The sequence below is a fragment of the Myxococcus sp. SDU36 genome (assembly GCF_030168875.1).
Classification (GTDB): Bacteria; Myxococcota; Myxococcia; order Myxococcales; family Myxococcaceae; genus Myxococcus; species Myxococcus vastator.
In genome coordinates, this window is sequence record NZ_CP077414.1 from 5,617,632 (window position 1) to 5,639,583 (window position 21,952).

20 protein-coding genes are annotated in these 21,952 nt (G+C 70.5%); 7 read left to right on the forward strand and 13 right to left on the reverse strand.

Annotated elements, in window-relative coordinates:
* Window positions 1-13: 13 nt before the first annotated feature.
* The 5 genes from KGD87_RS22495 to KGD87_RS22515 form a co-directional block, all read right to left on the reverse strand.
* Entirely contained in the window at window positions 14-1,396 is a 1,383-nt protein-coding gene (locus KGD87_RS22495; protein ID WP_284662462.1) for a di-heme oxidoreductase family protein, read from the reverse strand.
* 70 nt (window positions 1,397-1,466) lie between these two features.
* Window positions 1,467-2,300 (reverse strand): hypothetical protein, encoded by an 834-nt coding sequence (locus KGD87_RS22500; RefSeq protein ID WP_284662463.1) that lies wholly within the window; start codon window positions 2,298-2,300, stop codon window positions 1,467-1,469.
* Between the two features lie 222 nt (window positions 2,301-2,522).
* Window positions 2,523-3,110 (reverse strand): NYN domain-containing protein, encoded by a 588-nt coding sequence (locus tag KGD87_RS22505; protein ID WP_176415646.1) that lies wholly within the window; start codon window positions 3,108-3,110, stop codon window positions 2,523-2,525.
* A gap of 70 nt (window positions 3,111-3,180) precedes the next feature.
* Window positions 3,181-4,689: an ATP-binding protein gene (locus KGD87_RS22510; protein ID WP_284662467.1), complete on the reverse strand. Its 1,509-nt coding sequence runs from the start codon at window positions 4,687-4,689 to the stop codon at window positions 3,181-3,183.
* Window positions 4,686-5,405, reverse strand: coding sequence for a GTP-binding protein (locus KGD87_RS22515; protein ID WP_176415644.1), 720 nt, complete (start codon window positions 5,403-5,405; stop codon window positions 4,686-4,688). Before KGD87_RS22515 ends, KGD87_RS22510 begins: the two co-directional genes overlap by 4 nt.
* 288 nt (window positions 5,406-5,693) lie before the next feature.
* On the opposite strand from KGD87_RS22515, the gene KGD87_RS22520 reads away from it, so the two are divergent.
* The 5 genes from KGD87_RS22520 to KGD87_RS22540 all read left to right on the forward strand — a co-directional run bounded on the left by KGD87_RS22520 (window position 5,694) and on the right by KGD87_RS22540 (window position 10,351).
* Window positions 5,694-6,230: a GNAT family N-acetyltransferase gene (locus KGD87_RS22520; protein WP_284662469.1), complete on the forward strand. Its 537-nt coding sequence runs from the start codon at window positions 5,694-5,696 to the stop codon at window positions 6,228-6,230.
* A gap of 255 nt (window positions 6,231-6,485) precedes the next feature.
* The gene (locus tag KGD87_RS22525; protein WP_284662470.1) at window positions 6,486-8,207 is read left to right on the forward strand and encodes a type IV pilus twitching motility protein PilT; all 1,722 of its coding nucleotides are present in this window, start codon (window positions 6,486-6,488) and stop codon (window positions 8,205-8,207) included.
* A 1-nt stretch (window position 8,208) separates the two neighbouring features.
* Window positions 8,209-9,318 (forward strand): type IV pilus twitching motility protein PilT, encoded by a 1,110-nt coding sequence (locus KGD87_RS22530; RefSeq protein WP_163781809.1) that lies wholly within the window; start codon window positions 8,209-8,211, stop codon window positions 9,316-9,318.
* 40 nt (window positions 9,319-9,358) lie between these two features.
* Window positions 9,359-9,748, forward strand: a complete 390-nt coding sequence (locus KGD87_RS22535) for a VOC family protein (RefSeq protein ID WP_284668682.1) — start codon at window positions 9,359-9,361, stop codon at window positions 9,746-9,748.
* 66 nt (window positions 9,749-9,814) lie between these two features.
* Window positions 9,815-10,351, forward strand: a complete 537-nt coding sequence (locus KGD87_RS22540; protein ID WP_176413156.1) for a regulatory protein RecX — start codon at window positions 9,815-9,817, stop codon at window positions 10,349-10,351.
* A 66-nt stretch (window positions 10,352-10,417) separates the two neighbouring features.
* Here KGD87_RS22540 and KGD87_RS22545 read toward each other — a convergent pair whose 3' ends face one another.
* The 7 genes from KGD87_RS22545 to map all read right to left on the reverse strand — a co-directional run bounded on the left by KGD87_RS22545 (window position 10,418) and on the right by map (window position 17,200).
* Entirely contained in the window at window positions 10,418-10,621 is a 204-nt protein-coding gene (locus KGD87_RS22545; RefSeq protein WP_163781805.1) for a YtxH domain-containing protein, read from the reverse strand.
* Between the two features lie 88 nt (window positions 10,622-10,709).
* Window positions 10,710-12,167 carry a S28 family serine protease gene (locus tag KGD87_RS22550; RefSeq protein ID WP_284662471.1) on the reverse strand — a complete coding sequence of 486 codons (1,458 nt, stop codon included), beginning with the start codon at window positions 12,165-12,167 and terminating at the stop codon, window positions 10,710-10,712.
* A 155-nt stretch (window positions 12,168-12,322) separates the two neighbouring features.
* The gene (locus KGD87_RS22555) at window positions 12,323-13,186 is read right to left on the reverse strand and encodes a hypothetical protein (protein ID WP_284662472.1); all 864 of its coding nucleotides are present in this window, start codon (window positions 13,184-13,186) and stop codon (window positions 12,323-12,325) included.
* Window positions 13,183-14,931 (reverse strand): hypothetical protein, encoded by a 1,749-nt coding sequence (locus KGD87_RS22560; RefSeq protein WP_284662473.1) that lies wholly within the window; start codon window positions 14,929-14,931, stop codon window positions 13,183-13,185. Before KGD87_RS22560 ends, KGD87_RS22555 begins: the two co-directional genes overlap by 4 nt.
* Window positions 14,928-15,530, reverse strand: a complete 603-nt coding sequence (locus KGD87_RS22565) for a hypothetical protein (RefSeq protein WP_284662474.1) — start codon at window positions 15,528-15,530, stop codon at window positions 14,928-14,930. The genes KGD87_RS22560 and KGD87_RS22565 overlap by 4 nt, the downstream gene beginning before the upstream one ends.
* Before the next feature lie 134 nt (window positions 15,531-15,664).
* Window positions 15,665-16,321 (reverse strand): DUF2231 domain-containing protein, encoded by a 657-nt coding sequence (locus KGD87_RS22570; protein ID WP_284662475.1) that lies wholly within the window; start codon window positions 16,319-16,321, stop codon window positions 15,665-15,667.
* Between the two features lie 96 nt (window positions 16,322-16,417).
* Window positions 16,418-17,200, reverse strand: coding sequence for a type I methionyl aminopeptidase (gene map, locus KGD87_RS22575; RefSeq protein ID WP_284662476.1), 783 nt, complete (start codon window positions 17,198-17,200; stop codon window positions 16,418-16,420).
* 77 nt (window positions 17,201-17,277) lie between these two features.
* Here map and KGD87_RS22580 point away from each other — a divergent pair, with 77 nt between their 5' ends.
* Window positions 17,278-17,556, forward strand: coding sequence for a LysR family transcriptional regulator (locus KGD87_RS22580; RefSeq protein ID WP_163781790.1), 279 nt, complete (start codon window positions 17,278-17,280; stop codon window positions 17,554-17,556).
* A 232-nt stretch (window positions 17,557-17,788) separates the two neighbouring features.
* Window positions 17,789-19,873: a TonB-dependent receptor gene (locus KGD87_RS22585; RefSeq protein ID WP_284668683.1), complete on the forward strand. Its 2,085-nt coding sequence runs from the start codon at window positions 17,789-17,791 to the stop codon at window positions 19,871-19,873.
* Window positions 19,874-19,876: 3 nt separating this feature from the next.
* Here KGD87_RS22585 and yoaA read toward each other — a convergent pair whose 3' ends face one another.
* Entirely contained in the window at window positions 19,877-21,865 is a 1,989-nt protein-coding gene (yoaA, locus tag KGD87_RS22590; protein WP_284662477.1) for a DNA repair helicase YoaA, read from the reverse strand.
* Between the last annotated feature and the right edge of the window lie 87 nt (window positions 21,866-21,952).

Genomic DNA, 21,952 nt, shown 5'->3' on the forward strand with positions numbered 1-21,952 from the left:
CCTGCGCTCGCCTTCAAAGCGAGCGCAGGAAGGCCACCAGCGCCTCGCGCTCCGCCTTGCTCAAGGCCTTGAAGCGCGCGCGGGCACGGGCGCCCTCGCCCCCGTGCCAGAGGATGGCCTCCTCGAAGCTGCGCGCGCGGCCGTCATGGAGCATGCGCACCTGACGGTTCACCGTCTCCAGCAGGCCCAGCCCCCACAGGGGCGGCGTCCTCCACTCGGCGCCGCTCGCTTCACCGTCGGGGCGGCCATCCGCCAGCTCCGGCCCCATGTCGTGCAGCAGCAGGTCCGTGTACGGACGGATGCTTTGGTTGGACAGCTCGGGCACGTCCTCGACAGTGCCTGTGGTGAACTCCGCGTGGTGACACGCCGCGCAGCCCGTCTTCTGGAACAGCGCCCGCCCCTTCACCACCGCCGGCTCCGCCACGTCCCGGCGCGCGGGAGGCGCAATCAGGCGCAGGTAGAGCACCGTCTGCGCCAACTGCTGTTCCGACAAAGCGGGCCCCTTGGCGGACGGCGGCGCCTGGCAGGGCGCCTGCGCCTGTGTGCAGTTGCGCTCGGGATAGAGCGGTGAAGTGAGCCCCAGGTCCTCCGAGAAGGCGCTGGCGACCTGCTGCTCCAGCGTGGGCTGGTTGGCCTTCCAGCCATAGCGGCCCAGGCGAACCGCGCCATCGCGGGCGGTCCGCACCCGGTTTGGGCGGCCGGAGATGCCATCCCCGTCGCGGTCCTTCTCATCCGCCCGCGCCAGGATGGCCTTGTCGGGGATGGCCTCCAGCAAGCCGAGCCCGAACACAGGCGAGGGAATGCGCGGCGAGAGCATCACCTGCGCGGACAGCTCCCCGTACCCCAATCGAGCGATGTCATAGCGCGGCTGGCGCAGCGTGTAGGGCGTCCCGTCCGCGTACTTCCCCTTCACGTCCGTATAGGTGACCTGGACCTCGCCCTCGGCGGCGACGCCCGGAATGGCGCGGTCATGGAGCTGGCCACCGTAGACGGGCTCGTGGCGCCCCGCGGGCGAGTCCTCCGAAGGCACGCTCAAGCGGACGAGCAGCGGCGCCTCTGCGCCCAGCTCACGCAGGGGCCGCCCACGGCCATCCTTGAAGTGGCAGGAGCCACACCCCGTGGCATTCGAGAAGGGGCCCGCCGTCACGTCCGCCAGGGCGTACCAGTCCCGCATGAACACCGCCTTGCCGTCGAGCATGGGCTGCCAGCGCGCGGGGTCCAGGTTCCCCAGCGCACGGCCATAGGCATTCGGCGTGACGTCGAAGACCGTCGTCGCCCCACCCGAGAGCGCCTCGCGCGCGCGCGGCGCCGCATGGGACGGACCGGCGGCGAGCAGGAGAAATCCACACCACCCAAGCGCCTTCGCGCCCGGCAAGCGCCAGGAATGACGGAACATGGCTCGCCTCAGGAAGAACGGCTGGAAGCGGACGACAGCCCCACTTCCAGCCGGGGAGACACTTCAATGACTACTGCTTCGCGGGCGTGACGCTCTCACTGACAATCTGGGTCACGTTCGCCGTCGTCTGCAGGTGGATTTCGTCAAAGCCGAGGTACGGGTAGTTCGTCGGGCCATGGACCTCCTCGCTCAGGACCAGCCGGTCCGCCTGCAGGACGCGGCCGTCCGAGAGCTCCACGTACGGATGCGCCAGGTCGATGGTCCACTGGCACTGGCCCCGGGGCGTCACGTTGAAGGAATAGCCGCACGGGGTGTAGCAATAGTTGCAGCTCCAGTAGCCCATGCCCTGGCACTGATCCATGCAGGAGTTCCAGCTCTGGTAGGCCGGCCGGCAGGACGGCGACGGAGGCGGCCACGGCGTCACGGGGTCGTGCGGCTCAAGGACATTGACCCCGCCGTTGTGGAGGCGCGTCATCACCCCCTGCAGCTGCCCCTGGTAGTAGACGAGCGCGGAGTGCGTGGACTCCTCGCCCGCGCCCGTGAAGGTGGTGGAATAGGCGGCCCGCCCGTCCTCCGTCACGAGAGTCGCCGTGCTCGTCGTGGAGCCCTCGGACACGGAGGAGAGCAGCATCTTCCCGTGCTCGGGCGCGTCGCTCTCGCTGAAGATGCCCGCGGTCCAATGACTGGCAAGGCCCGTGTGGATGACGACGCCGGACTCGCCGCTCACATCGCCATTCTCAATCCGGACGCCTTCGTCCGTGACGCTGACATAGGCGTCACCGATGCCACAGTGATTCAGGTCATGGAACTTCACACAGTCCTGCGCCTGGGCCTGCGCCAGGGGCAATGCGAGGGAGAGCACGGCGGCCCACAGGGGGGTTCCAAAATTCCAAAGCAGACGCATCTGACGGCTCCTCACGCTTCATGGGAAATCCAAGAAGCGGGCTTTCCCACTTCAATGGACATGCCAGGATTTCCCATCCTCTGAGGAGCCGTCTGGATTGTGACAGGATTTGCCACAATCCCTTCCTTCGCGGTGACCTCCAAAGTCTCACGCGGCGCGGCGCGCCCTGGCCAAAGGCACACGCCGCGGCCGTCAGCGGCGTGCGCATGGGTGAGCGGTTGGCTACAGGAACAGCCCCGGGTCGAACTCGTCCACGTTGACAGGGAGCATGCGCGGCAGGGGCCGGTTGAACACCTTGGCGTTCAACTCCAAATCCAGAATCTTGAGCCCGGAGGGGACGAGCTCCCGGAAGCGCTGGCTGACGTATTCGCGCAGGCCGAGCACGGCCACCTCGCGTTTCTCCTCGAGCATGGGCTTGAGGGCCTCGGCGAAGTCCGCGCCGTCATGGCTGGCGAGCACCACCGCCGCGCCGGGGCGCTGGGTGCGGATGTTCTCCAGCAGCTTGAGGATGCCCAGGTCCACCACCTTCTGGTCGGGGCGGCCGTAGAGGAGGGCCACCTCACAGCCGGCGGACTTGAGCGCGCGCACGAAGCCAATCATGACGTCCGGCAGCTGCTCGCCGCGGGCGTTGAGCACCACCACGCAGCGCACGGGCGCCGGGAAGTTCGTCTCACAGAAGGACACGAGCCGGTCGAACTGGACGCGGTCCTGGGACTCGGGCTTGCGGCCCACCACGTTGGACACAGCCCAGTCGATGTTCTCTGCGTCGATGAGTACGTAGGAAGCTGCGGGGGGGCGGCCGGAGAGCATGCGCGCGAGGATACGCGGGAGCCCTTCCGCCCGGGGAACTCAGTTCAGCCCCCCGGTGTGTCGGCCCGCGTCAGAAGCGGTCCTGTCCGCCAGGCGACGGCATGGGCGCCAGCGCGGAGAAGCCGCCATGCTCCGACAGCGGCGGCTGGAGCGGCAGCACCACGGTGAAGCGCGAGCCCCGGCCGAACTCGCTCTCCACGGACACGCGCCCCCCGTGGCCTTCCACCAGGCTCTTCACGATGGCCAGCCCCAGCCCCGCCCCGCCGTGCTCGCGCGTGGAGCTGCCGTCCACCTGGTAGAAGCTCTGGAAGATGTTCTCGAACTGGTCCGCGCGGATGCCCATGCCCGTGTCTTCCACGCTCACGCGGTAGCCCTGCGCGGCCAGCTCCTTCTGCGCGGTGGCCTCCGACATCACCACCGACACCCGGCCCCCGGACGAGGTGAACTTCACCGCGTTGGCGAGCAGGTTCACCACCACCTGGCGCAGCTTGTCCGCGTCCGCGGCCAGGCGCGGCTGGGGCAGCGGCGGCAGGCGCACCTCCAGCTCCACGCCCTTGCGCTGCGCCTGGGGCGCCACGCTGGACACCGCCGTCTGGATGACGCTGCCCAAATCCACCGGGCCCATCACCAGGCGCAGCCGCCCGGCTTCAATCTGGCTCAAGTCCAGGATGGAGGAGATGAGGTTGAGCAGCGACTCGCCCTTCTCCACGATGGTGCGCACGTAGAGCAGCTGCTCCGGGTTGAGCGCGCCGGCCAGGCCTTCCGCCAGCATCTCCGAGTAGCCGATGATGGAAGCCAGCGGCGTGCGCAGCTCGTGGCTCACCGTGCCCAGGAAGGTGGACTTCAGCCGGTCCAGCTCCTTCAGGCGGGTGTTGGCCTGCGCCAGCCGGGCGTTGTTCGCCTCCAAATCCCGGTGCGTCTCCAGCATCGCCTCGATGTGGAGCTGCGTCGCCAGGAAGGCGCGCTGCCCGCTGGCCACCAGCGCGGCCAGCACCTGCCCGAAGTGCACCAGCACCTGCGCGGCGGTGCGCTCGGGCACGCGCCGCACGCGGCCCACCAGCTCGTGCGCGCGCGACAGGTCCACCCCGGAGATGTCCGTCAGCGACTGCGGGAAGTCCGCCAGTTCCTCCGGCGTGAAGGGGCCCAGGATGACGCGGCCCAGCGTGTCGCCTTCCCAGCGCACCGGCATCACCAAATAGCGCAGGCCGGTGAAGCACGGCAGCGCGATGATGCCCGCGGCCTCCGCGCCGTCACCGCGCGCGGGCCGGGCGCTTTGCACCGGGGCCACCGGTCCGTCCTTCACGCGGGCCACCGTGGCGGTGCAGCGCGAGCGGCCCTCCGGGAAGCCGAACACGTACGAGCAGAAGTCGCCGTGCCCCACCTTCACGTCGGCCAGCTTGTCGCCCGCGGTGTCCATCACCTTGATGCCCACGCGGTACAGCTCGCTGAAGCTCCGCACCACCTCCACGAAGGAGGGCAGGTCCAGCATGTCCGCCAGCGACAGCCGCCGCTGGAGCACGGACTCCCGGCGCGAGGCGCCCACGCCGTCCGACGCCCCGTTGCCCGACGCGCCGTTCATCGCCCGTCTCCGCTGCGCGCTTCACCCGCCGCGCGCCCGTACATGGCGGCCAGCGCCGTGCCAGTGAGGTCCATGCGCCGGAAAATCTGTCCCAGGAACTCCGCCTCCGTCAGGCCCAGGTTGCGCGCCAGGTGGGCGCGCATGTCGAGCCGCCGGTAGGCGGCCTGCGCCACCGCGTGGAAGGTCTCCAGGACGCCCTCGCCTCGCAGGGCCACCGCGCCCACCACCGCCTCGCCGCCTCGCCGTCGGGACTCCTCGATTTCGGCATCCGTCCGCGCGTCTGGCAGGTCCTTCTTGTTGAACTGGATGACCACCGGGACCTGGCTGGGGTCCAGGTTGTTCTCCTTCATGTTCTCCTGGAGGTTGCGCCAGTAGGCGTTGTTGTCCGCCGTGGCGCCGCGCCGGCTGTCCGCGATGAAGACCACCGCGTCCGCGCCCTGCAGGACGATGCGCCGGGTGGCGTTGTGGATGACCTGGCCCGGCACGGTGAAGAGCTTCACCTTCACCTTGAAGCCCGAGGACGTGGAGAAGAAGACGGGCAGCAGGTCGAAGAAGAGGGTGCGGTCGTCGTGGGTCTCCACGTTCAGCAACCGCCCCCGCACCTCCGGGGACGCCTTCGCGTGGAGGTGACGCAGATTGGTCGTCTTCCCGCTGAGCCCGGGCCCGTAGTAGACGATCTTGAGCGTCAGCTCTCGCTGGGCGTGGTTGAGTTGCAAGGTGGGGCTCTGGCTGACGGTCGAACGGAGGAGTTTGACGCCTTCGCGCCCGACTGCGGGTTTTTATAGTGGGAAGCGGCCCGGCACGGAAGGCCGGCGGGGTGCCAGGCGTGGAAGCGATGCTCATCCTTGGAATGGGCTGAACGCATGGCCGGTTCGACGAAATCCGGCTCCTCACCAAGGAGAGGAGGGCCTCTCCTCACTTCATGGGACAATGTGCGCGGAATGACTGCGTGCACCGGTGCCGCTGGAGCGGTTAGGATCGCAACTCGACGGAGGAGCAAGGCGATGACGATGAAGCAGGTGGACGCAGGCGTGGAGGTGGCCCCAGCACCGGTCCTGGATGTGGCTGGCCTCCCCAACGACCTGATGGCGGCGGTGAAGTTCGGCCTGCCCACCGACGAGGACATGACGGCGGTGGCGGACCTGCGCGCCGGCTCCGAGCCCTGGAAGAGCCGGGGTGAGACGCAGGAGGACAGCCTCAAGGCCCTGGCCCAGCTCAAGCCCTTCATCCATGTGGCGAAGCTGCAAAGCCAGCTTGTCGGCTATGTCACGGTGGAGCGGGACGGCCCGGTTCCGGGCGCGGCGTACCTGCGCAACATCGTGGTGAAGTCCGAGCTGCGCCGCAAGGGCCTGGGCAACATCCTGCTGGAGCAGGCGCTGAAGGCGGCCCGGGACATGTACCGGAAGACCATCGCCCTGCGGGTGGACCCGTCCAACTCGCCCGCGGTGAGCTTCTACCGGAAGGAAGGCTTCACCACGGTGGCCACGGTGGTCTCCAAGAAGTCCGGGAAGCTCCGCCTCCTGATGTCCCGCGAGCTCTAGGTTCGCGCGGGACGTGTTGCCTCCGGGCGGGAGGCCCTCCTCCCGCCCGCTGCTCCGAGCGGGCCCCCTGGTGGGTCCCGGAGCGCCCTCCCCCCTCCTTCCGGGTGACTGTCTCCGTCAGGCACGGACGATTTCCGTCTGCCCGAAAGCAGGCGGGCAGTCCCGGGACAAGGGGGGCCGATTTCCTCGCGATGTCGTCTATCCTGCGGCTCCCCCGCGCCCGCGCGCAGTCGCGGACTTGAGCCGACATCCCGCATGAAATCGCTCGCAGAACTGTTGCGGCACCTGTCGCGTCCGGGTGTCACCGAGTTGACCCTGGCCACCGGCCGTCCACCGATGATCCGCGGCGCCAACGGCTATGAGCCGGTGGACCCCTCCGCCGCCACGGCCGAGGACATCACCCGCGCCCTGCAGGCGATGGTGGGCGTGGCCCGGGCCTCCACCGTCACGGAGACGCCGGTTCAGTGGTCCGTCAACGCCACCGGCCTGGGCTCCCTGTCCATCGCCGCCATGCGGCGGGGGGACCTCATCCACCTGCGGCTCAGCAAGGCCGCCGACGCGGGGGCCGCCGCCACCACCGCGCGCCCCGCGGCGCCTGCTCCCGCGCAGCCCGCCGCGCGTCCCGCTGCCGCGGCGCCCGTGCAGGCCGCGGCACCGGCCTCCCGCGCCCCCGAGCCCGCCGCTGCTCCGGCATACCGCGCGCCCGAGCCCGCCGCGCCCCAGCCCTACCGCCCGCCCGAGCCCGCCGGGGCCCAGGCCGCCCGTGCGCCCGAGCCCGCGGCGGCCCGTCCCATGGCCGCGCCGGCCCGGACCTTCACGGGCGCGGGGCGTGAGCTGGCCGTGCTGCTGGAGGAAGGCCGCCGGGGCCTGGCCAGCGACGTACACATCATCGCGGAGCGCCCGCCCCTCTTCCGCTTCGCCGGAGAGCTGACGGCGCAGGGCCCGGTGCTGGACGCGACGACGGTGGAGAAGCTGCTGCTGCCGGTGGTGCCGGAGCGGCTGCGGCCGGTGCTGGAGCGCGAGGGCAGCTGTGACTTCTCCCTGGAGACGCCGGAGATGGGGCGCTTCCGGGTCAACGTCAGCCGCCAGCGCACCGGCCTCAAGGGCACCTTCCGGCTGATTGCGCGGGAAGTGCCCACGCTGGAGTCGCTGGGCCTGCCCGCGGACATCGCCAAGGCCACGCACCACCACCAGGGCCTCATCGTCATCACCGGCCCGTCCGGCCACGGCAAGACGAGCACGCTGGCGGCCCTGGTGGACCTCATCAACCGCGAGACGTCCCACCACGTGCTCACCGTGGAGGACCCGGTGGAGTTCGTCCACCCGCGCAAGCGCGCGCTCATCAGCCAGCGCGAGGTGGGCTCGCATACCAAGACGTTCGCCAGCGCGCTCAAGGGCAGCCTGCGTGAGGACCCGGACGTCATCGTGGTGGGCGAGCTGCGCGACACGGAGACGGTGCGCATGGCGCTGTCCGCCGCGGAGACGGGCCACCTGCTCATCAGCACCATGAACACGCCGAGCGCGGCGAAGACCATCGACCGGCTCATCGACCTCTTCCCGCCGGGAGACCAGCAGCAGGTGCGCCTGTCGCTGTCCAGCGGCCTGCGGCTCATCGTCAGCCAGCGGCTGATGCCGAGCGCGGACGGCAAGGGGCTGGTGGCCGCGGCGGAGGTGCTGCCGGGCTCGGTGTCGCTGGGCAACCTCATCCGCGACAACAAGACGTTCCAGATTCCCTCGCTCCAGCAGCGCGGCAAGAGCCTGGGCATCATCCGCTTCGAGGACTCGCTGGCGGACCTGGTGCGCGCCGGGAAGGTGAAGCTGGACGTCGCCAAGGGCTTCGCGGACAACCCGGACGAGCTGGAGGCGGTGGTGACGGGCAGGCGCGCCGGCGCCACGGTGAACGCGCCGGAGACGCAGCAGGAGAGCGCGCGGCTGCTCAGTAAAATGGGCTCGCTGATGGGAAGGAAGGGCTCCTGAGATGACGACGCCCCGTCTGGCTGTCCTGTTCGATGCGCTGCTGGAGCAGAAGGGCAGCGACCTGCACATGGGCATCGGCTACCCGCCCATGGGCCGCATCCGCGGCGAGCTGGTACCGCTGCGCGAGCAGCCCCTCACCGCGCCGGAGCTGCAGGCGCTGCTCTTCGAAATCTGCTCGCCGGAGCAGCAGCGGCAGATTGTCGAGGACCTGGACCTGGACTTCGCCTACAGCTACGGGACGAAGGCCCGCTTCCGCGCCAACTACTTCAACAAGATGACGGGCCTGGCGGCCGTCTTCCGCACCATCCCCAGCAAGGTGCTGTCGCTGGAGGACCTGAAGACGCCGGAGGTGGTGCGCAAGCTGTCGGAGCGCCGCAGCGGGCTGGTGCTCGTCACCGGCCCCACGGGCAGCGGCAAGTCCACCACGCTGGCCGCGATGATCAACTACATCAACAAGACGCGGCCCGCGCACGTGCTCACCATTGAAGACCCGGTGGAGTTCGTGCACGAGTCCATGCGGGCGCAGGTGACACACCGGGAGGTGGGCCCGCACGCGTCCAGCTTCTCCACGGCCATCCGCTCCGCGGGCCGCGAGGACCCCAACGTCATCCTCATTGGCGAGCTGCGCACCAACGAGACGATGAAGCTGGCGCTCCAGCTGGCGAGCTTCGGCGTGCTGGTGTTCGCCACGGTGCACACCAACAGCGCGCCGGCCACCATCGACCGCATCATCAACGCCTTCCCCGCGGACGAGCAGCAGCAGGTGCGCGGCATGCTGGCGGAGAGCCTGGCGGGCATCGTCGCCCAGCAGCTCATCAAGACGGCGGACGGCAAGGGCCGCGTGGCCGCGCTGGAAATCCTGGTGGGCGGGCCCGCCATCGCCTCCATGATTCGCGAGGGCAAGGTGTTCCAGATTGCCTCGAAGATGCAGGCGGGCCAGGGCCAGGGCATGCAGACGCTGGACATGCACCTGGAGCGGCTGGTGAAGGACGACGTGATTACGCCCGAGGCCGCGCTGGAGAAGGCCCAGGACAAGGAGAACCTGGCCAAGGTCATCTCCCGCCTCAAGCCCGACTGGCAGGTGCCGGAGTCCCTGAAGTCGCTGGGCTGAAGCCGCGGGCGGAAAACCCGAAAGGAGCACAAGCGTGTCGATGAAGAAGCCGGCGGTGGGCAGCGTGGGCTGGATGGACCTCACGGTGAAGGACGCGGTGGCGGTGAGGGACTTCTACAAGGACGTGGTGGGCTGGTCCGCCACCGGCCTGGACATGGGCGGCTACGAGGACTTCATCATGATGCCCCCGGGCGGCGGCGAGACGCCCGCTGGAGGCATCTGCCACGCGCGCGGCCCGAACGCGGACATGCCCTCCGGGTGGATGGTCTACATCACCGTGGCGGACCTGGAGCAGAGCCTGGAGCGCGTCACGGCCATGGGTGGCCAGGTGCGAGGCAGGATTCGCGGCTCCGACAAGGCGGGGCGCTTCTGCGTCATCGAGGACCCGTCCGGCACGCTGTGCGCGCTCTACCAGTCAGGGAGCGACTGACGGGCCGCACGCTCCTCCCGGCGTTCCTTCCGGGCGTCGGACCTGGGTGGTAGACCCGAATCCGTCATGAATAACGAGCGCGGGCCCAAGCGGCCCCGGAAGGTGTCCCCCACCTATCTGGAGAACGCGGCGCTGCACTACCTGAAGCGGTACGCGGCGACGAAGAGCCAGTTGCAGCGGGTGCTGCTGCGCCGGGTGGACCGCTCCCTCAAGTTCCACGGCGGCGAGCGCGGCGAGGCGCTGGCCTGGGTGGAGGCGCTGGTCGCGAAGCTGGTCCGCAATGGCCTGCTCAACGACGAGGCCTATGCCCAGATGAAGGCGCAGTCGCTGCGCGCCTCGGGCCGCAGCACGCGAATGATTGCCCAGAAGCTGCGCCTCAAGGGCGTCCCGGCGGAAGTCGTGGCGAAGAAGGTCGCTGACGCCACCCACGAGGTGTCCGAGGAAGACGCCGCGCGCATCTGGGCGCGCAAGAAGCGGCTGGGCCCCTTCCGCAAGCAGCCCGGCACCCGGGAGGAGCACCGGAAGAAGGACCTCGCGGCGCTGGCCCGTGCGGGCTTCTCCTTCGGCATCGCGAAGAAAATCATCGACTCCAGCCCGGCCTGAGGAGCCGGTCCGGTGTCAAAACAGCGGCGGCCCGCCCGCTCGGGACGGACCCCCGCGAAACCACGCTCAGTCGTCGGTGGCGTCTTCGATTTCGTCCCCGGCCTCCTCGGCCGTGTCCTCAATCTTGTCGCCCGCCTCCTCCGCGGCGTCCTCCGTCTTGTCCACGGCGCGCTCGGCGTCGCTCTCCGCGCTCTCCCGCGTGTTGCGGTGGCAGCCCGTGCCCACCACCAGAACGCCCAGCGCCGCGGCCATCAGCAAGTTCTTCAGCATTCGCTCAACCCTCCCTGAAAGTGCGGCGGAAGATAGTCACGGCCGCCCGGACGCCAAGGATGGTTTGAGCTCAAAAAGTCCGCGTCCGCTACCGAGCGCGCCAGGCCTTCATGCGCGCGTCGCTCGACCCGCGGCGGCGCAGGGCCTCCATCCCCGTCGGGAGCTGCACCGGGGCGTCCGCCCACTCCGACAGGCGCCCGAGCAGGAAGCTCCGCTGCGGCTCCGGCAGCGCGCTCAGCGTGCCGAAGAAGCCGACGCTGTCATCGGCGATGACGCGGTACGCGTCGTTGCCCGTCGTGGTGCTGAAGGCGCTGGCGGACCAGGGGCTCAGCGCGCCGTAGACGAGCAGCACCCGCCTGGCCTCGAAGCGGGTCCACGCCTCCAGCATGCCCCCCGTCCACGGCTCGTACTGCTTGCGCACGCCCGTGGGCGGGAAGCGCGTGGGGAGGTGCTGACCGGCGTAGCGCAGCAACGGCCGCAGGTGCAGCTCCGGGTAGCCCGGGCCGCCCATCTGCGTGGCGCCCTGGTAGTAGAGCGGCGCCGACTCCTCCAGCGCCTGGTCGGAGAAGGTGAACTCCAGCGTGGAGACGTAGCTGAAGAAGGCGAAGAGCTCCTCCGCGCTCGCCTCCGGTGAGGGGAGCCCCTCACACGTCCCCGCCATGCCGTAGTACTGCCAGAAGATGAAGGGCACCTCGATGACGGCGAACTCGAAGGCGCGGTCCTTCCCCAGCGTGTTGAAGGTGAAGCCCTGGGCGTCGTAGCCATCCATGAAGGGCAGCAGCTCGTCGCGGCGGGTCAGCGCGGCGTACTGGAGGGACGCGAGCTGCTGGCGGCAGGCCGCGTCTCCCACCTTCGTGAGGAGGAAGCGCCCGTGACGCGCGTCATGGAGGCCCCGGTTGTGCTGCGCCGAATAGGTCACCGTGGCGTGGACGTCGCTGGGGAAATAGAAGCGGTGGGCCAGGGCGGCGGTGCCACCCTTGAAGACGCCGGTGGACAGCCAGCGCCCGCCGTACAGCGGCTTGAAGGCCTCGACGAGCCGGTGGGCATCCGCCGCCGCCTGCCACATCGTCAGCTTCCGCCAGTCCATGCTGGCCGGCTTGGACGCGCCGTAGAAGCGGTGCTCCACGGTGAGCTGGTTGCCCTGGAGCAGGTCCGTGGGCTCGGCGGGGATGGGCTCCTCGAAGATGGCGGTGCCCTCCGTGTCCAGCACCATGGGCGCCGTCTCCGAGCGGTGCATCAGCGTCACCCGCTGCTGGAAACGCGTGCTCCAGGGACGCAGGTGGTCCACGGGCTGCTCGTAGTCCATCGTGAAGAAGCGGAAGCCGTTGACCTCGACGTCGGTCAGCACCGTGAGGCCCGCGATGGACTCCAGGCGGGTGCGGAGGTCCGCGCTCGACAGGTCCACGGAGGCGGACTCGGGCGGCGCGGTCCCCTGCTCCAGCGACTCCAGGCCCTCCGTCGTCGAGCCGCCACAGCCGAGCAGCCATGCGCCGAGCAGGCCGCCCACCGCGACACCCGCCCAGTTCCGCTTCAGCCCGCTTCGCATGGTGCCGTCCTCAGGTGTCCGTTGAAGCCCGCGAAGATAGCAGGCCCCGGCCCTGGCCACGCATGAAGTGCCTGAGCGCGGCGGGCCTACATACCGGCGTCGCACAACGAGCGGTAAGGCAGACTATTTCCAGGAACGGCACACCGCGGCCTGACTCAGGGTCCGGGCCGCGCCTGTTCGAGCAGGCCCTCACGCATCAGCGTGAAGACCGCCTGCCCACACCGGCCCCGCGGATCCGCCGTGGCACGCGCCACCCGGACGACATATCGCACACCGTCCAGGGTCACCCGGGCCGGCTGTCCCACCTCGGCCGTCACCGTGGTCCCCGGGCCTGGCGAACGATTCGCGTGCGTCACGCGGAGCTGGACGTCCAGCGCCTGCGTCCCCTCCGCCAGCGTGCAGCCCGCGTCCTCCCAGCGGAAGCGCAGCTCCGGAACGAGCCCCGCGGGAAGCAGCACGTCTCCCGCGAGGGTGGTGGGCGCACTCGGCACCGTGAGCAGCAGCAGCCGGCCCTCCGCGTCCCGCAGGGTGTCTCCCGACAACAGCACGGGAGGCGCACCTGCCTCCGTCGTAGGACAGGACGCGGGCTCGCGATGGCTCGTCCACTGAACGACCTGCCCCGTCAGGTCCGCCAGCACGTCCGGCACCTGGAGGCTGTAGCTCACGCCGCCGCGCACCGGCCCCGCCTCGTACTCCAGCACGGAGGCCCACCGGTCCTGGTGCCGGTACGCGCCGCGCAACTGCCGGGCGACGGTGAAGCGGCGCTCCAGCCGCGTGTCCGTGCGCTGCTGCACGGCGTCCTCGGGCGCTTCCTTGAACGCCACGTCCACCTGCGCCGCGCGCCAGACCTGGACACACGGGCGCTCGCGTTGGAGCGAGGCCAAGGCATGCCCGGCGTCGGAGACCGGCGCGGAGCACTTCATCTGGCAGCCCATCAGGCCCGCGATGAGGAGCCCCGCGGCACCGTGCGCCCAGCTCGCCGGGGCACGACAGCGTCCCGGGCGCGAGCGCAGGCTCATGGGCACTCAGCGTAGAGCGTCGTGCCGTCGGTCGACACGAAGAAGTCCTGTCCCTCCACCTGCCCCCGCGCCCGCAGCCGCTCCCGCTTGCGCTCCACCGACAGGCGCCGCGACGCGACGGGTGGCTCCGCGTGGGGCACGCGCGGCTGGAACCGCGACGGCCCTCCCTTGTCGTCCGGAGCGTACTTCGCCAGCAGCGCACGGCCGGTGCCGTCGTCCGCGTCGCCGTCGTCCAGGAAGTCGAGCTCCACGGCGCCCCACTCATTCACATCGCAGTCGCACGAGCCGCAGCCGGGGAAGCCGCACCCCAGGAAGCCGCTCCGGCAGGAGACGCACTTGCTCTTGGGCGACGCGCTACACGCCGCGCACGCATTGGCTCCGAATGAGTACGTGTGCGAGCCCGGCGAGCCCACGCCGAGCATCTGGTAGCGGTAGTTCATCACGCTGGCGTGCACCACGCTGGTCTGCCCCGGCACGTCGTTGCCGTTGTGGTCCAGCGCCAGATTGTGGCCCAGCTCGTGGATGAAGGTGCCGCGCTGCTCCTGGATGCTCGGGCTGCTCCAGCAGCCCAGGCTGATGATGAGGTCGTTGCCCAGCACCTCCGCCTTCCCGGATGAGCACGACGTGCTGCTGCCTTGCCGGTAGGCCCACACCGCATAGTGGAAGTAGGGCCGCCGCTCCGGGTTCCCGGTGGAGAACCCGCTCTGCTTCAGCGAATAGAAGTCCACGCCGCCGCTGCACGCGCCGAAGCACACCACTTCGTGCCAGGGCAGCGCGTTGTCGATGAAGGCATGCAGCCGCACGCCCGCGTCCCGCGCGAACACCTCCGCCGCGTCCGCCACCAGCCCGGCATAGGGCCTTCGCGTGAGATAGGGATTGGTGGGGTGCTCCATCCAATCCACCTCCACGTAGAGGTCCTTCACCGTGGGGCTGCCCCACTCGGAGAAGGAGAAGCCGTCATTGCCAAACAGCTCCAGCGTGTCCGGTATCCCATCCCCGTCCGAGTCCTTCGAGTCCGGGTTCATCCCCACCAGCGGCTCCAGGGCATTGGAGATGCCGTCTTTGTCCTCGTCGTTGTCGCTGAAGATGGTGGACCACAGCGCGTCATCGTGGACGAAGCTGGCCGTGCCCGTGCTTCCGGGAAAGCGGCCCACCACCACGCGCTGGGCGCCCGCGTTCTGCGTGCTCGCCGCGACGACCAGCGGGTAGGCGCGGGGCCCGCTGTCATCGTCGTGTTGCAGGTACTCCGCGTTGGAGCGCAGCAGGAAGACCAGGTGGTCCCCCGCGCCCGGCGTCGTGGACGTGGCCCGGAACGTGTCCCTCACGTTCCAGGCGAAGCTGAGCGGCACGCCGCCGAAGGGCTGGTTGCTCAGGAGGAGCGCGCCGTTGCGATACAGGCTGGCCGTCCCGCCGCGCCCGTCCGCGTAGGCGCGCACCCAGACGCGGTAGAGGCCGGAGTCCGGCGCGGTGAACGTCACGCAGGAACGCGCCGCGCCCGCGCAGTCGTCGCCCATGGCCACCTGACTCCAGACGCCGCCGCGGTCCCTGAGCACATGGAGGACGGTGTCCGGCGCGGTGCCCGTCAAATCCCGCGTCTCGAAGGTGTACGTCTGCCCCGCGTCCAGCCACGTGCTCAACCAGATGAAGCTGCCCCAGTCGCGCGAGGCCACGTAGTGCGGCCCGGCCAGCACCAGCGCGGGCGCCAGCAGCACCAGCGTGAGGAGACTCATTGGAAGCGCCTTCATCGCGTCTCCTCCGCGCGGAAGAACGCTTCCTTGAAGGTGTCGTGCTGCCGCGACTGCTCCTCCGGCGGAAGCGACCGCCACTTCACCCGCTCCACGGTGAGCGCTTGCTGGTAGCGCGCGTCCACCTCTCGCGCGCGGGCGTCCGCGTCCGCGGGCTCCGGCGGCGCGGCCAGCCTGGCCACCAGGTTCAGCGCCGCCAGATAGCGCCGTTCCTTCTCGGCGCGCGCTTCGGGCGTGGCGTCCATGAAGGCCCGCTCCGTGCGCGTCACCAGCACCGCGAGGTCGTCCACTGGCTCCTCTCGCAGCAAAGCCAGTTCGTCAGGTGTCAGTGGCACCAACGCGCGCGCCGCGAACCGCTCCCATTCCGGCGCTTCGTCACGAAGGCGCGCCACCTGCACCGCGCGGCCGGAGTCATCCTTCGCGGGCTCGACGTGGAAGCGCGGCTCGGCGGCGACCTTGGGTGACGATGCGGGCGTCCGGGCGACTTCGGGCGGTGTTCCTTCATTGCCGAGCGCCCACCGAGGGACCAGCAACGAAGCACCTGCTCCGACCAGCATGATGCCCAGCACCACCGCTGCGACTTCCCCGCGTGCGCGCATGCGTCGTCCCCCACTGGATGGCGCGCAGCTCTAGCGCCATTTTCCGGGGACGGCAAACCCACCCCGCGGCGACCTGCGCGGGGGCATCCACGCCACACGGAAGTGTCATGACATGGACGCCGGAAGGGTGGGCACTACGCTTGAGGCATGGGGCGGCCCGGGCCGTGGAACACCACGACGGGCGCGGGCAACGTGAGCGATTCATCCTCCGGCTTCGTGCCCGAGGCGCCCTTCACGAGTGGACGCCCGCCGGCGAGCACCTCACGCGCCCGTGACACCAGCCACTGCGCTCCACGAAGCGCGTCACGCACCAGCAGCAGCGGCGCGTCGCGAGACAGCAGCGCGGGGGAGGTCGCCTTGCTCGTTGAATCAGGCTGTCCCACGCCCAGCTCGTAGACCAGCTTTCCACCGAGCGTCGCCGTGTAGAGCGCCAGCCCACAGGCGCCCAGCCCCAGCGCCACGGTGGCCGCGGTGGGCTCGCGCCGCAGCCGCCACACCGTCACGCCCAAGGCGCCGAGCAGCACGGTGGCATTGCCCACGCCATGCAGGAACGTCATGTCCCGGGCACGCGGCGACTCCAGCCGGACCTCCTGGCTGGCCGCCAGCCCCGACACGCCCGCGAGCAGGCCGCCAATGGAGCCAGCCACCCAGATGCGGCGTGCCACCTGGGCCCAGGCGCCGTCGCCTGTCGTCACCGAGATGAGGTCCGCCACCGCCGCCGTGGGAAGCAGGGCCAGTGGCATGTGCACCAGTGCCGGGTGCAGCTCGTGCAACAGCATCTCCTTCTTCATCGCGTGGCCTCCCGCCCTCGTCCTCCAAGGGTAGGCACCCCGAGGACCCATGGCAGACACGGCTGCCTGCCCGCCCTCTCAGGACAGGGAAAGCGTTCAGCAGGCGATTTCGAGCGAGAGGGCGTGTTCGGGCTGGGTGAGCACCTCGCAGCCATCGGGCGTCACCAGGAGGGTGTGCTCGAACTGGGCGGACAGGGCGCCGTCCTCCGTCACCACCGTCCAACCGTCGGCCAGGATGCGGATGTCCGGCCGGCCCAGGTTCACCATGGGCTCCACGGTGAAGACCATGCCCGAGCGCAGCTTGATGCCCGAGCCTCGCTTGCCCGTGTGGGAGATGGTGGGCGGCCCGTGCATCTGGTGGCCGATGCCATGCCCGCCGAACTCCTCCACCACGCTGCAGCCCTCCTTCTTCGCCAGCTCCTCGATGGCCGCGCCGATGTCGCCCAGCCGCGCGCCGTGGCGGACGACGGCGATGCCCGCGTCACGGCACCGGCGCGCCACGTCCACGATGCGACGGGCGTCGTCGGACACCTCGCCAATGAGGAACGTCGCGGAGGTGTCGCCGTGAAAGCCGTCCAGGAACGTCGTCACGTCCACGTTGATGATGTCCCCGCGGTCCAGCCGCTCGCCGGGGTTCGGGACGCCGTGACAGACGATGTGGTTGCGGCTGGTACAGACGGTGGCAGGGAAGCCCTTGTACCCCAGCTGGCTGGGCTTGCCTCCCCGGCGCGCCGTGTCCTCGCGAACCCACTGGTCGATGTCCGCCGTGGTGACACCGGGGGCCAGCTTGGAGGCAACGAAAGCCAGCGTACCGGCGGCGGCCTGACTCGCACGGCGCAGACGTTCGACGTCCGTGCCCTTGAACAAGGGAATGCTCATGGGCGCCAAGGTGCGGCGCCAGGGGGCCAGGCGTCCAATGCTGTTTCGGTATGGCTGATGACGGTAGAGTGGCGGACGTGAGCCTCACGCACATCCAGTCCTTCGTCGCCGTTGCCGAGGAGTGCAACGTGGGCCGAGCCGCGCGCCGCCTGCACCTGACGCAGCCGCCGCTCAGCCGTCACATCCAGGCGCTCGAGGACGAACTCGGGGCGCGGCTCTTCGAGCGGACCCGGGGTGGCATGCGCCTGCTCCCCGCGGGCGAGGCCTTCCTGCAGCACGCGCGTCGCATCCTGGCGGAGGTGGACGCCGCCCTGCTCACCGTGCGGGACGTGGCGGGCAGCCGCGCCGGCGGATGACGCAGCCGGGGCCGGTGCGCGCCTCGGCCTGTTGAGCCTGGGGCGTGCGTTCAGCATCGGACGGACAGGCGCCTCCTTCCGCGGCGTCATCTGCCCGGTGACCTGGAACCGGGGCGTCGGGCTGCTAGAGCGGGCATCGATGCCCGCCCTCCTCGTGACTCATCGGAGTCCTCACGTGCGTCCCATCCGGGTGCTCGCGCCCCTGCTCTGGGCCCTCGCCTCCTCCACGGTGATGGCGGCGCCGAGCCCCGACGAGCAGGAGGTTCCCGACACGAGCCAGCAACAGCCGTCAACGGATGCGCCCACGCGGGAGCGGACGGAGGACGCGGACAGTGGCGCCGCGCGGACCGTCGTCACGGGCTCACGGCGTCCCCGGCCTGCGCGGGACGTGCCCGCCACCACCACGGTCCTCCCCCGCCCGGAAATCGACCGGAGCCCCACGCTGACGCAGGACGCGCTGGTCCGCACCGTGCCCTCCGCCGCCACCTTCCGCCGCACGCCCAGTCTCGTCTCCGACCCGACGGCGCAGGGACTCAACCTGCGCGGGCTCGCGCCTTCGGGCGTGGCGCGCAGCCTCGTGCTGCTCGACGGCATCCCCGTCAACGACCCGTTTGGTGGCTGGATTTTCTGGCGCGCGCTGCCTCGGCTCGGGCTCGAGCGCATCGAGGTCGTCCCCAGCGGCGGCTCAGCCCTCTACGGCAGCGGCGCGCTCGGCGGCGTCGTGCAGCTCGTGTCACGCGACATCACCGGAGCGCAGCTCGACGCGGATGCCACCTACGGCAACGCGCATACGGGCCTGCTCGCGGCACGCGGGGCGGAGGCGTGGGGCCCCGTCCGCGCCTCGCTGGAGGCAGAGCTGCTCAACAGCGACGGCTACCCCATCGTCAGCCCCGCCCAGCGCGGCGCCATCGACGCGGACACGCCCAGCAACCATGCCGTCGTCAACGGACGCATCGAAGCGGATGCCACCGAGGCGCTCACCCTCTCCGCCCGCGCCAGCCTGTTCCGCGAGGACCAGAACGGCGGCACCCGGCTCACCACCGCGCGCGTGGAGCTGGCGCACTTCAGCGCGGGTGCACGGCTGCGCACCGCGCACAGCGGCACCTTCACGCTGGACCTCTTCGGCCGCGTGCAGCGCTTCGGACAGGACCGCGCGCGCATCGCCCAGGACCGCGCTTCCGAGACACTGGCCGCCAGCCAGGACGTCCCCGCCAACGACCAGGGCGCGTCCCTCGTCTGGACCGGCCCGTCCTGGACGGCGCTGGGCACGCACGTCCTCACCGCGGGCCTGGATGCGCGCCGCATGGCGGGCACGTCCCGGGAGCAGCTCTTCCCTCCCGCGCCCTCGGAGACCTCCCTCCGCCTGCGCGACACCGGAGGCACCCAACTGTCCGGCGGCGTCTTCATCGAGGACCTCTACACGCCCTCGCCCGCCGTGGAGCTCAGCGCCGCGCTCCGGATGGACGTGTGGCGCAACCAGGACGGTGCGCAGCGCCTGGAGCGCGCCAATGGCACCGTGGACACCACGCGCTTCGACGACCGCACCGAGCAGCAGCTCAGCCCGCGCCTGGGCCTGCGAGTGCGTCCGCTGGAGGGGCTCACCCTGCGCGCCTCCGCCTACCGCGCCTTCCGCGCCCCCACGCTCAACGAGCTGTACCGCCCCTTCCAGGTGGGCACCGTCCTCACCGCCGCCAACGCCCACCTGGGCGCGGAGCGGCTGTGGGGCGGCGAGGCTGGCGTGGAAGCCGAGTCCTCCTCGCTGGGCCTCACCACGCGCGTGACGGGCTTCTGGAACGTGCTCGACGACCCCATCACCAACGTCACGCTGGAGCAGCCGCTCCCGGATGGCTCCACGCGCCAGCGAGAGAATCTGGGGCAGGCGCGGGTGCGCGGCGTGGAGGCGAGCGTGGACTGGAAGCTGGCGCGTCAGTGGACGGCGCTGCTCGCGTACACCTTCGTGGACCCCGTCGTGACGCGCTCGCCGGGACAGCCCGGGCTGGTGGGCAAGCAGCTCGCGCAGGACCCCCGGCACCGAGGCACCGCCATCGTCACCTTCCATGACCCCGACATCGTGACGGCCACGGTGCAGCTTCGCGCGACGGGCGCTCAGTTCGAGGACGACCTCAACGAGCGCCCCATGGGGGGCTACGCCGTGGTGGACGTGTCCGCCAGCCGCCACCTCTTCTGGAAGCTTCACATCTTCGGCGCGGTGGAGAACCTCTTCGACCGCGAGTACCTCGCGGGCCGTGCCGGGGTGGACACGTTGGGCCCTCCCCTGCTGGCGCGCATCGGCCTGCGGCTGCGCGACACGCCCTGAGGCTCAGCGGAGGGTGCGCACCGGCCGCACCGGGCCGTTGAACCAGCGGCTCAGTGACACCACGTCCTCCATGCGGCGCGCGGGCGGGAGGCTGTCGAGGAAGACGCGGCCATACGCCTTCGTCACGATGCGCCGGTCCAGCATCGCCACGATGCCCCGGTCCGACTGCGTGCGGATGAGCCGGCCGAAGCCCTGCCGCAGCGCCAGCGCCGCATGCGGGAGCTGATACAGCTCGAAGGGCTCCTCGCCCCGCTGCTGGAGCTGCTTGATGCGCGCGGCCACCAGCGGGTCTCCCGGCGACGCGAACGGCAGCCGGTCGATGATGACCAGGCTCAGCGCGTCGCCCGGCACGTCGACGCCCTCCCAGAAGCTGTGCGCCGCGAAGAGGACGCTCGGCGTCTCGCGGAAGGACTCCAGCAGTTGCTGCTTGGGGCGCTCGCCCTGAAGCAGGGCCTGATAAGGCAGCCGGGGCGCCACTAGCTCGTAGGCCCGCACCATGTTGCGCAGGGACGTGAAGAGCACGAAGGCGCGCCCGCCCGTCACCTCGCAGAGCCGCTCAATCTCCTCCGCCGCCTCCTCAATGAAGCCCGGCGCGGCCGGGTCCGGCAGGTGCGTGGGCAGGTACAGCGCCGCCTGCGACGGGTAGTCGAAGGGGCTGGGCACCGCCAGCGTCCGCACGCGCGTCACCGGCTGGCCGTCCTCGCCGTACAGGCCCATGCGGTTGGCGAAGAAGTCGAAGCGGCTGTCGGCCGCTAGCGTCGCGGACGTGTACACCACCGTGTCCAGCGCGCCGTACATCCGCTCGCGCAGCTCCTTCGCCACGTCGATGGGACTGGCGCGCAGGAAGAGGCCCTTGCCCCGCTGCTCCGCCCAGTAGACGTGGTCCGCGGACTCGGCCTTCTCCAGGAAGGAGAGCTGCTCCTCCAGCTCGTCCGCGCGGCGGGTGATGGCGGCCAGCTCCGGCTCGCGCTCGCCCACCGTGAAGGCGGACAACGCGGCCAGCGCGTCACGCACGCCCTCCAGCGGCGTGGACAGCTTCGCCATGACCTCCGGGCGCAGCGCCACAGAAGCCTCCTGGCCAGACAGCCCCAGCGCCCGGGGCGCCTGCGCGAAGAGCGCATCCGCCCCCGCGCGCAACCGGGCCGCCAGCGCGCGCAGCATGGCGTGGCGGGCGTCGTCCTCCTTCAGCGACGCCACCGCGTCCCGCGCCAACTCCTCCAGCCGGTAGTTGGACACGCTGCAACCGAAGTGGCCGCTGGCCGCGTCTTCCAGCGCGTGGGCCTCGTCGAAGATGACGGCCTCGTACCAGGGCAGCACGCCCTCGGTGCGCTTGCCGGAGCTGCGCAGCGCCAGGTCCGCGAAGAAGAGGTGGTGGTTGACCACCAGCAGGTCCGCCTGCTCCGCGCGCTTGCGCGTGCGCGTGACGAAGCACGTCTCGTACTGCGGACATCTGGTGCCCACGCACGTCTCGGACGTGGTGGACAGGCGCGACCAGGCGCTGAAGGACTCGGGCAGGTCCAGCTCGCTGCGGTCGCCGGTGTCCGTCGCCTCCGCCCACGCCTTCAGCTTGGGCCAGTAGCGCGACTCCTCGCGCGAGCCGAACTGCGGCTCCTTGGAGAAGGCGTCATAGCGGTGCAGGCACAGGTAGTTGCTCCGGCCCTTGAGGTACGCGGCCTCGAAGCGCAGGCCCATCTTCTCCCGCATCAGCGGCAGGTCCTTGAAGAAGATCTGGTCCTGCAACGTCTTGGTGGCCGTGGACACCACCACCCGGCGTCCCGACAGCAGCGCGGGCACCAGGTAGGCGAGCGTCTTGCCCGTGCCGGTGCCCGCCTCGGCCAGCAGGTAGCTGCGCTCGGCGAAGGCCCGCTCCACGGCGCGCGCCATCTGAAGCTGCTCCGGGCGGTGCTCGTACGCGGGCAGCGCGACCTCGAGCGCGCCTCCCGGACCGAGCAGGCTGTCGACGGACGGCGGAGTGGAGACGGAGAGCGACATCGGCACCGAGGGGGAGGCGGGAAGCGGCCGGACAAAATAGCAGCGACCGCCGCTTCAAGCGCGTTTCCGGCCGCGTTCGCGCCCCGG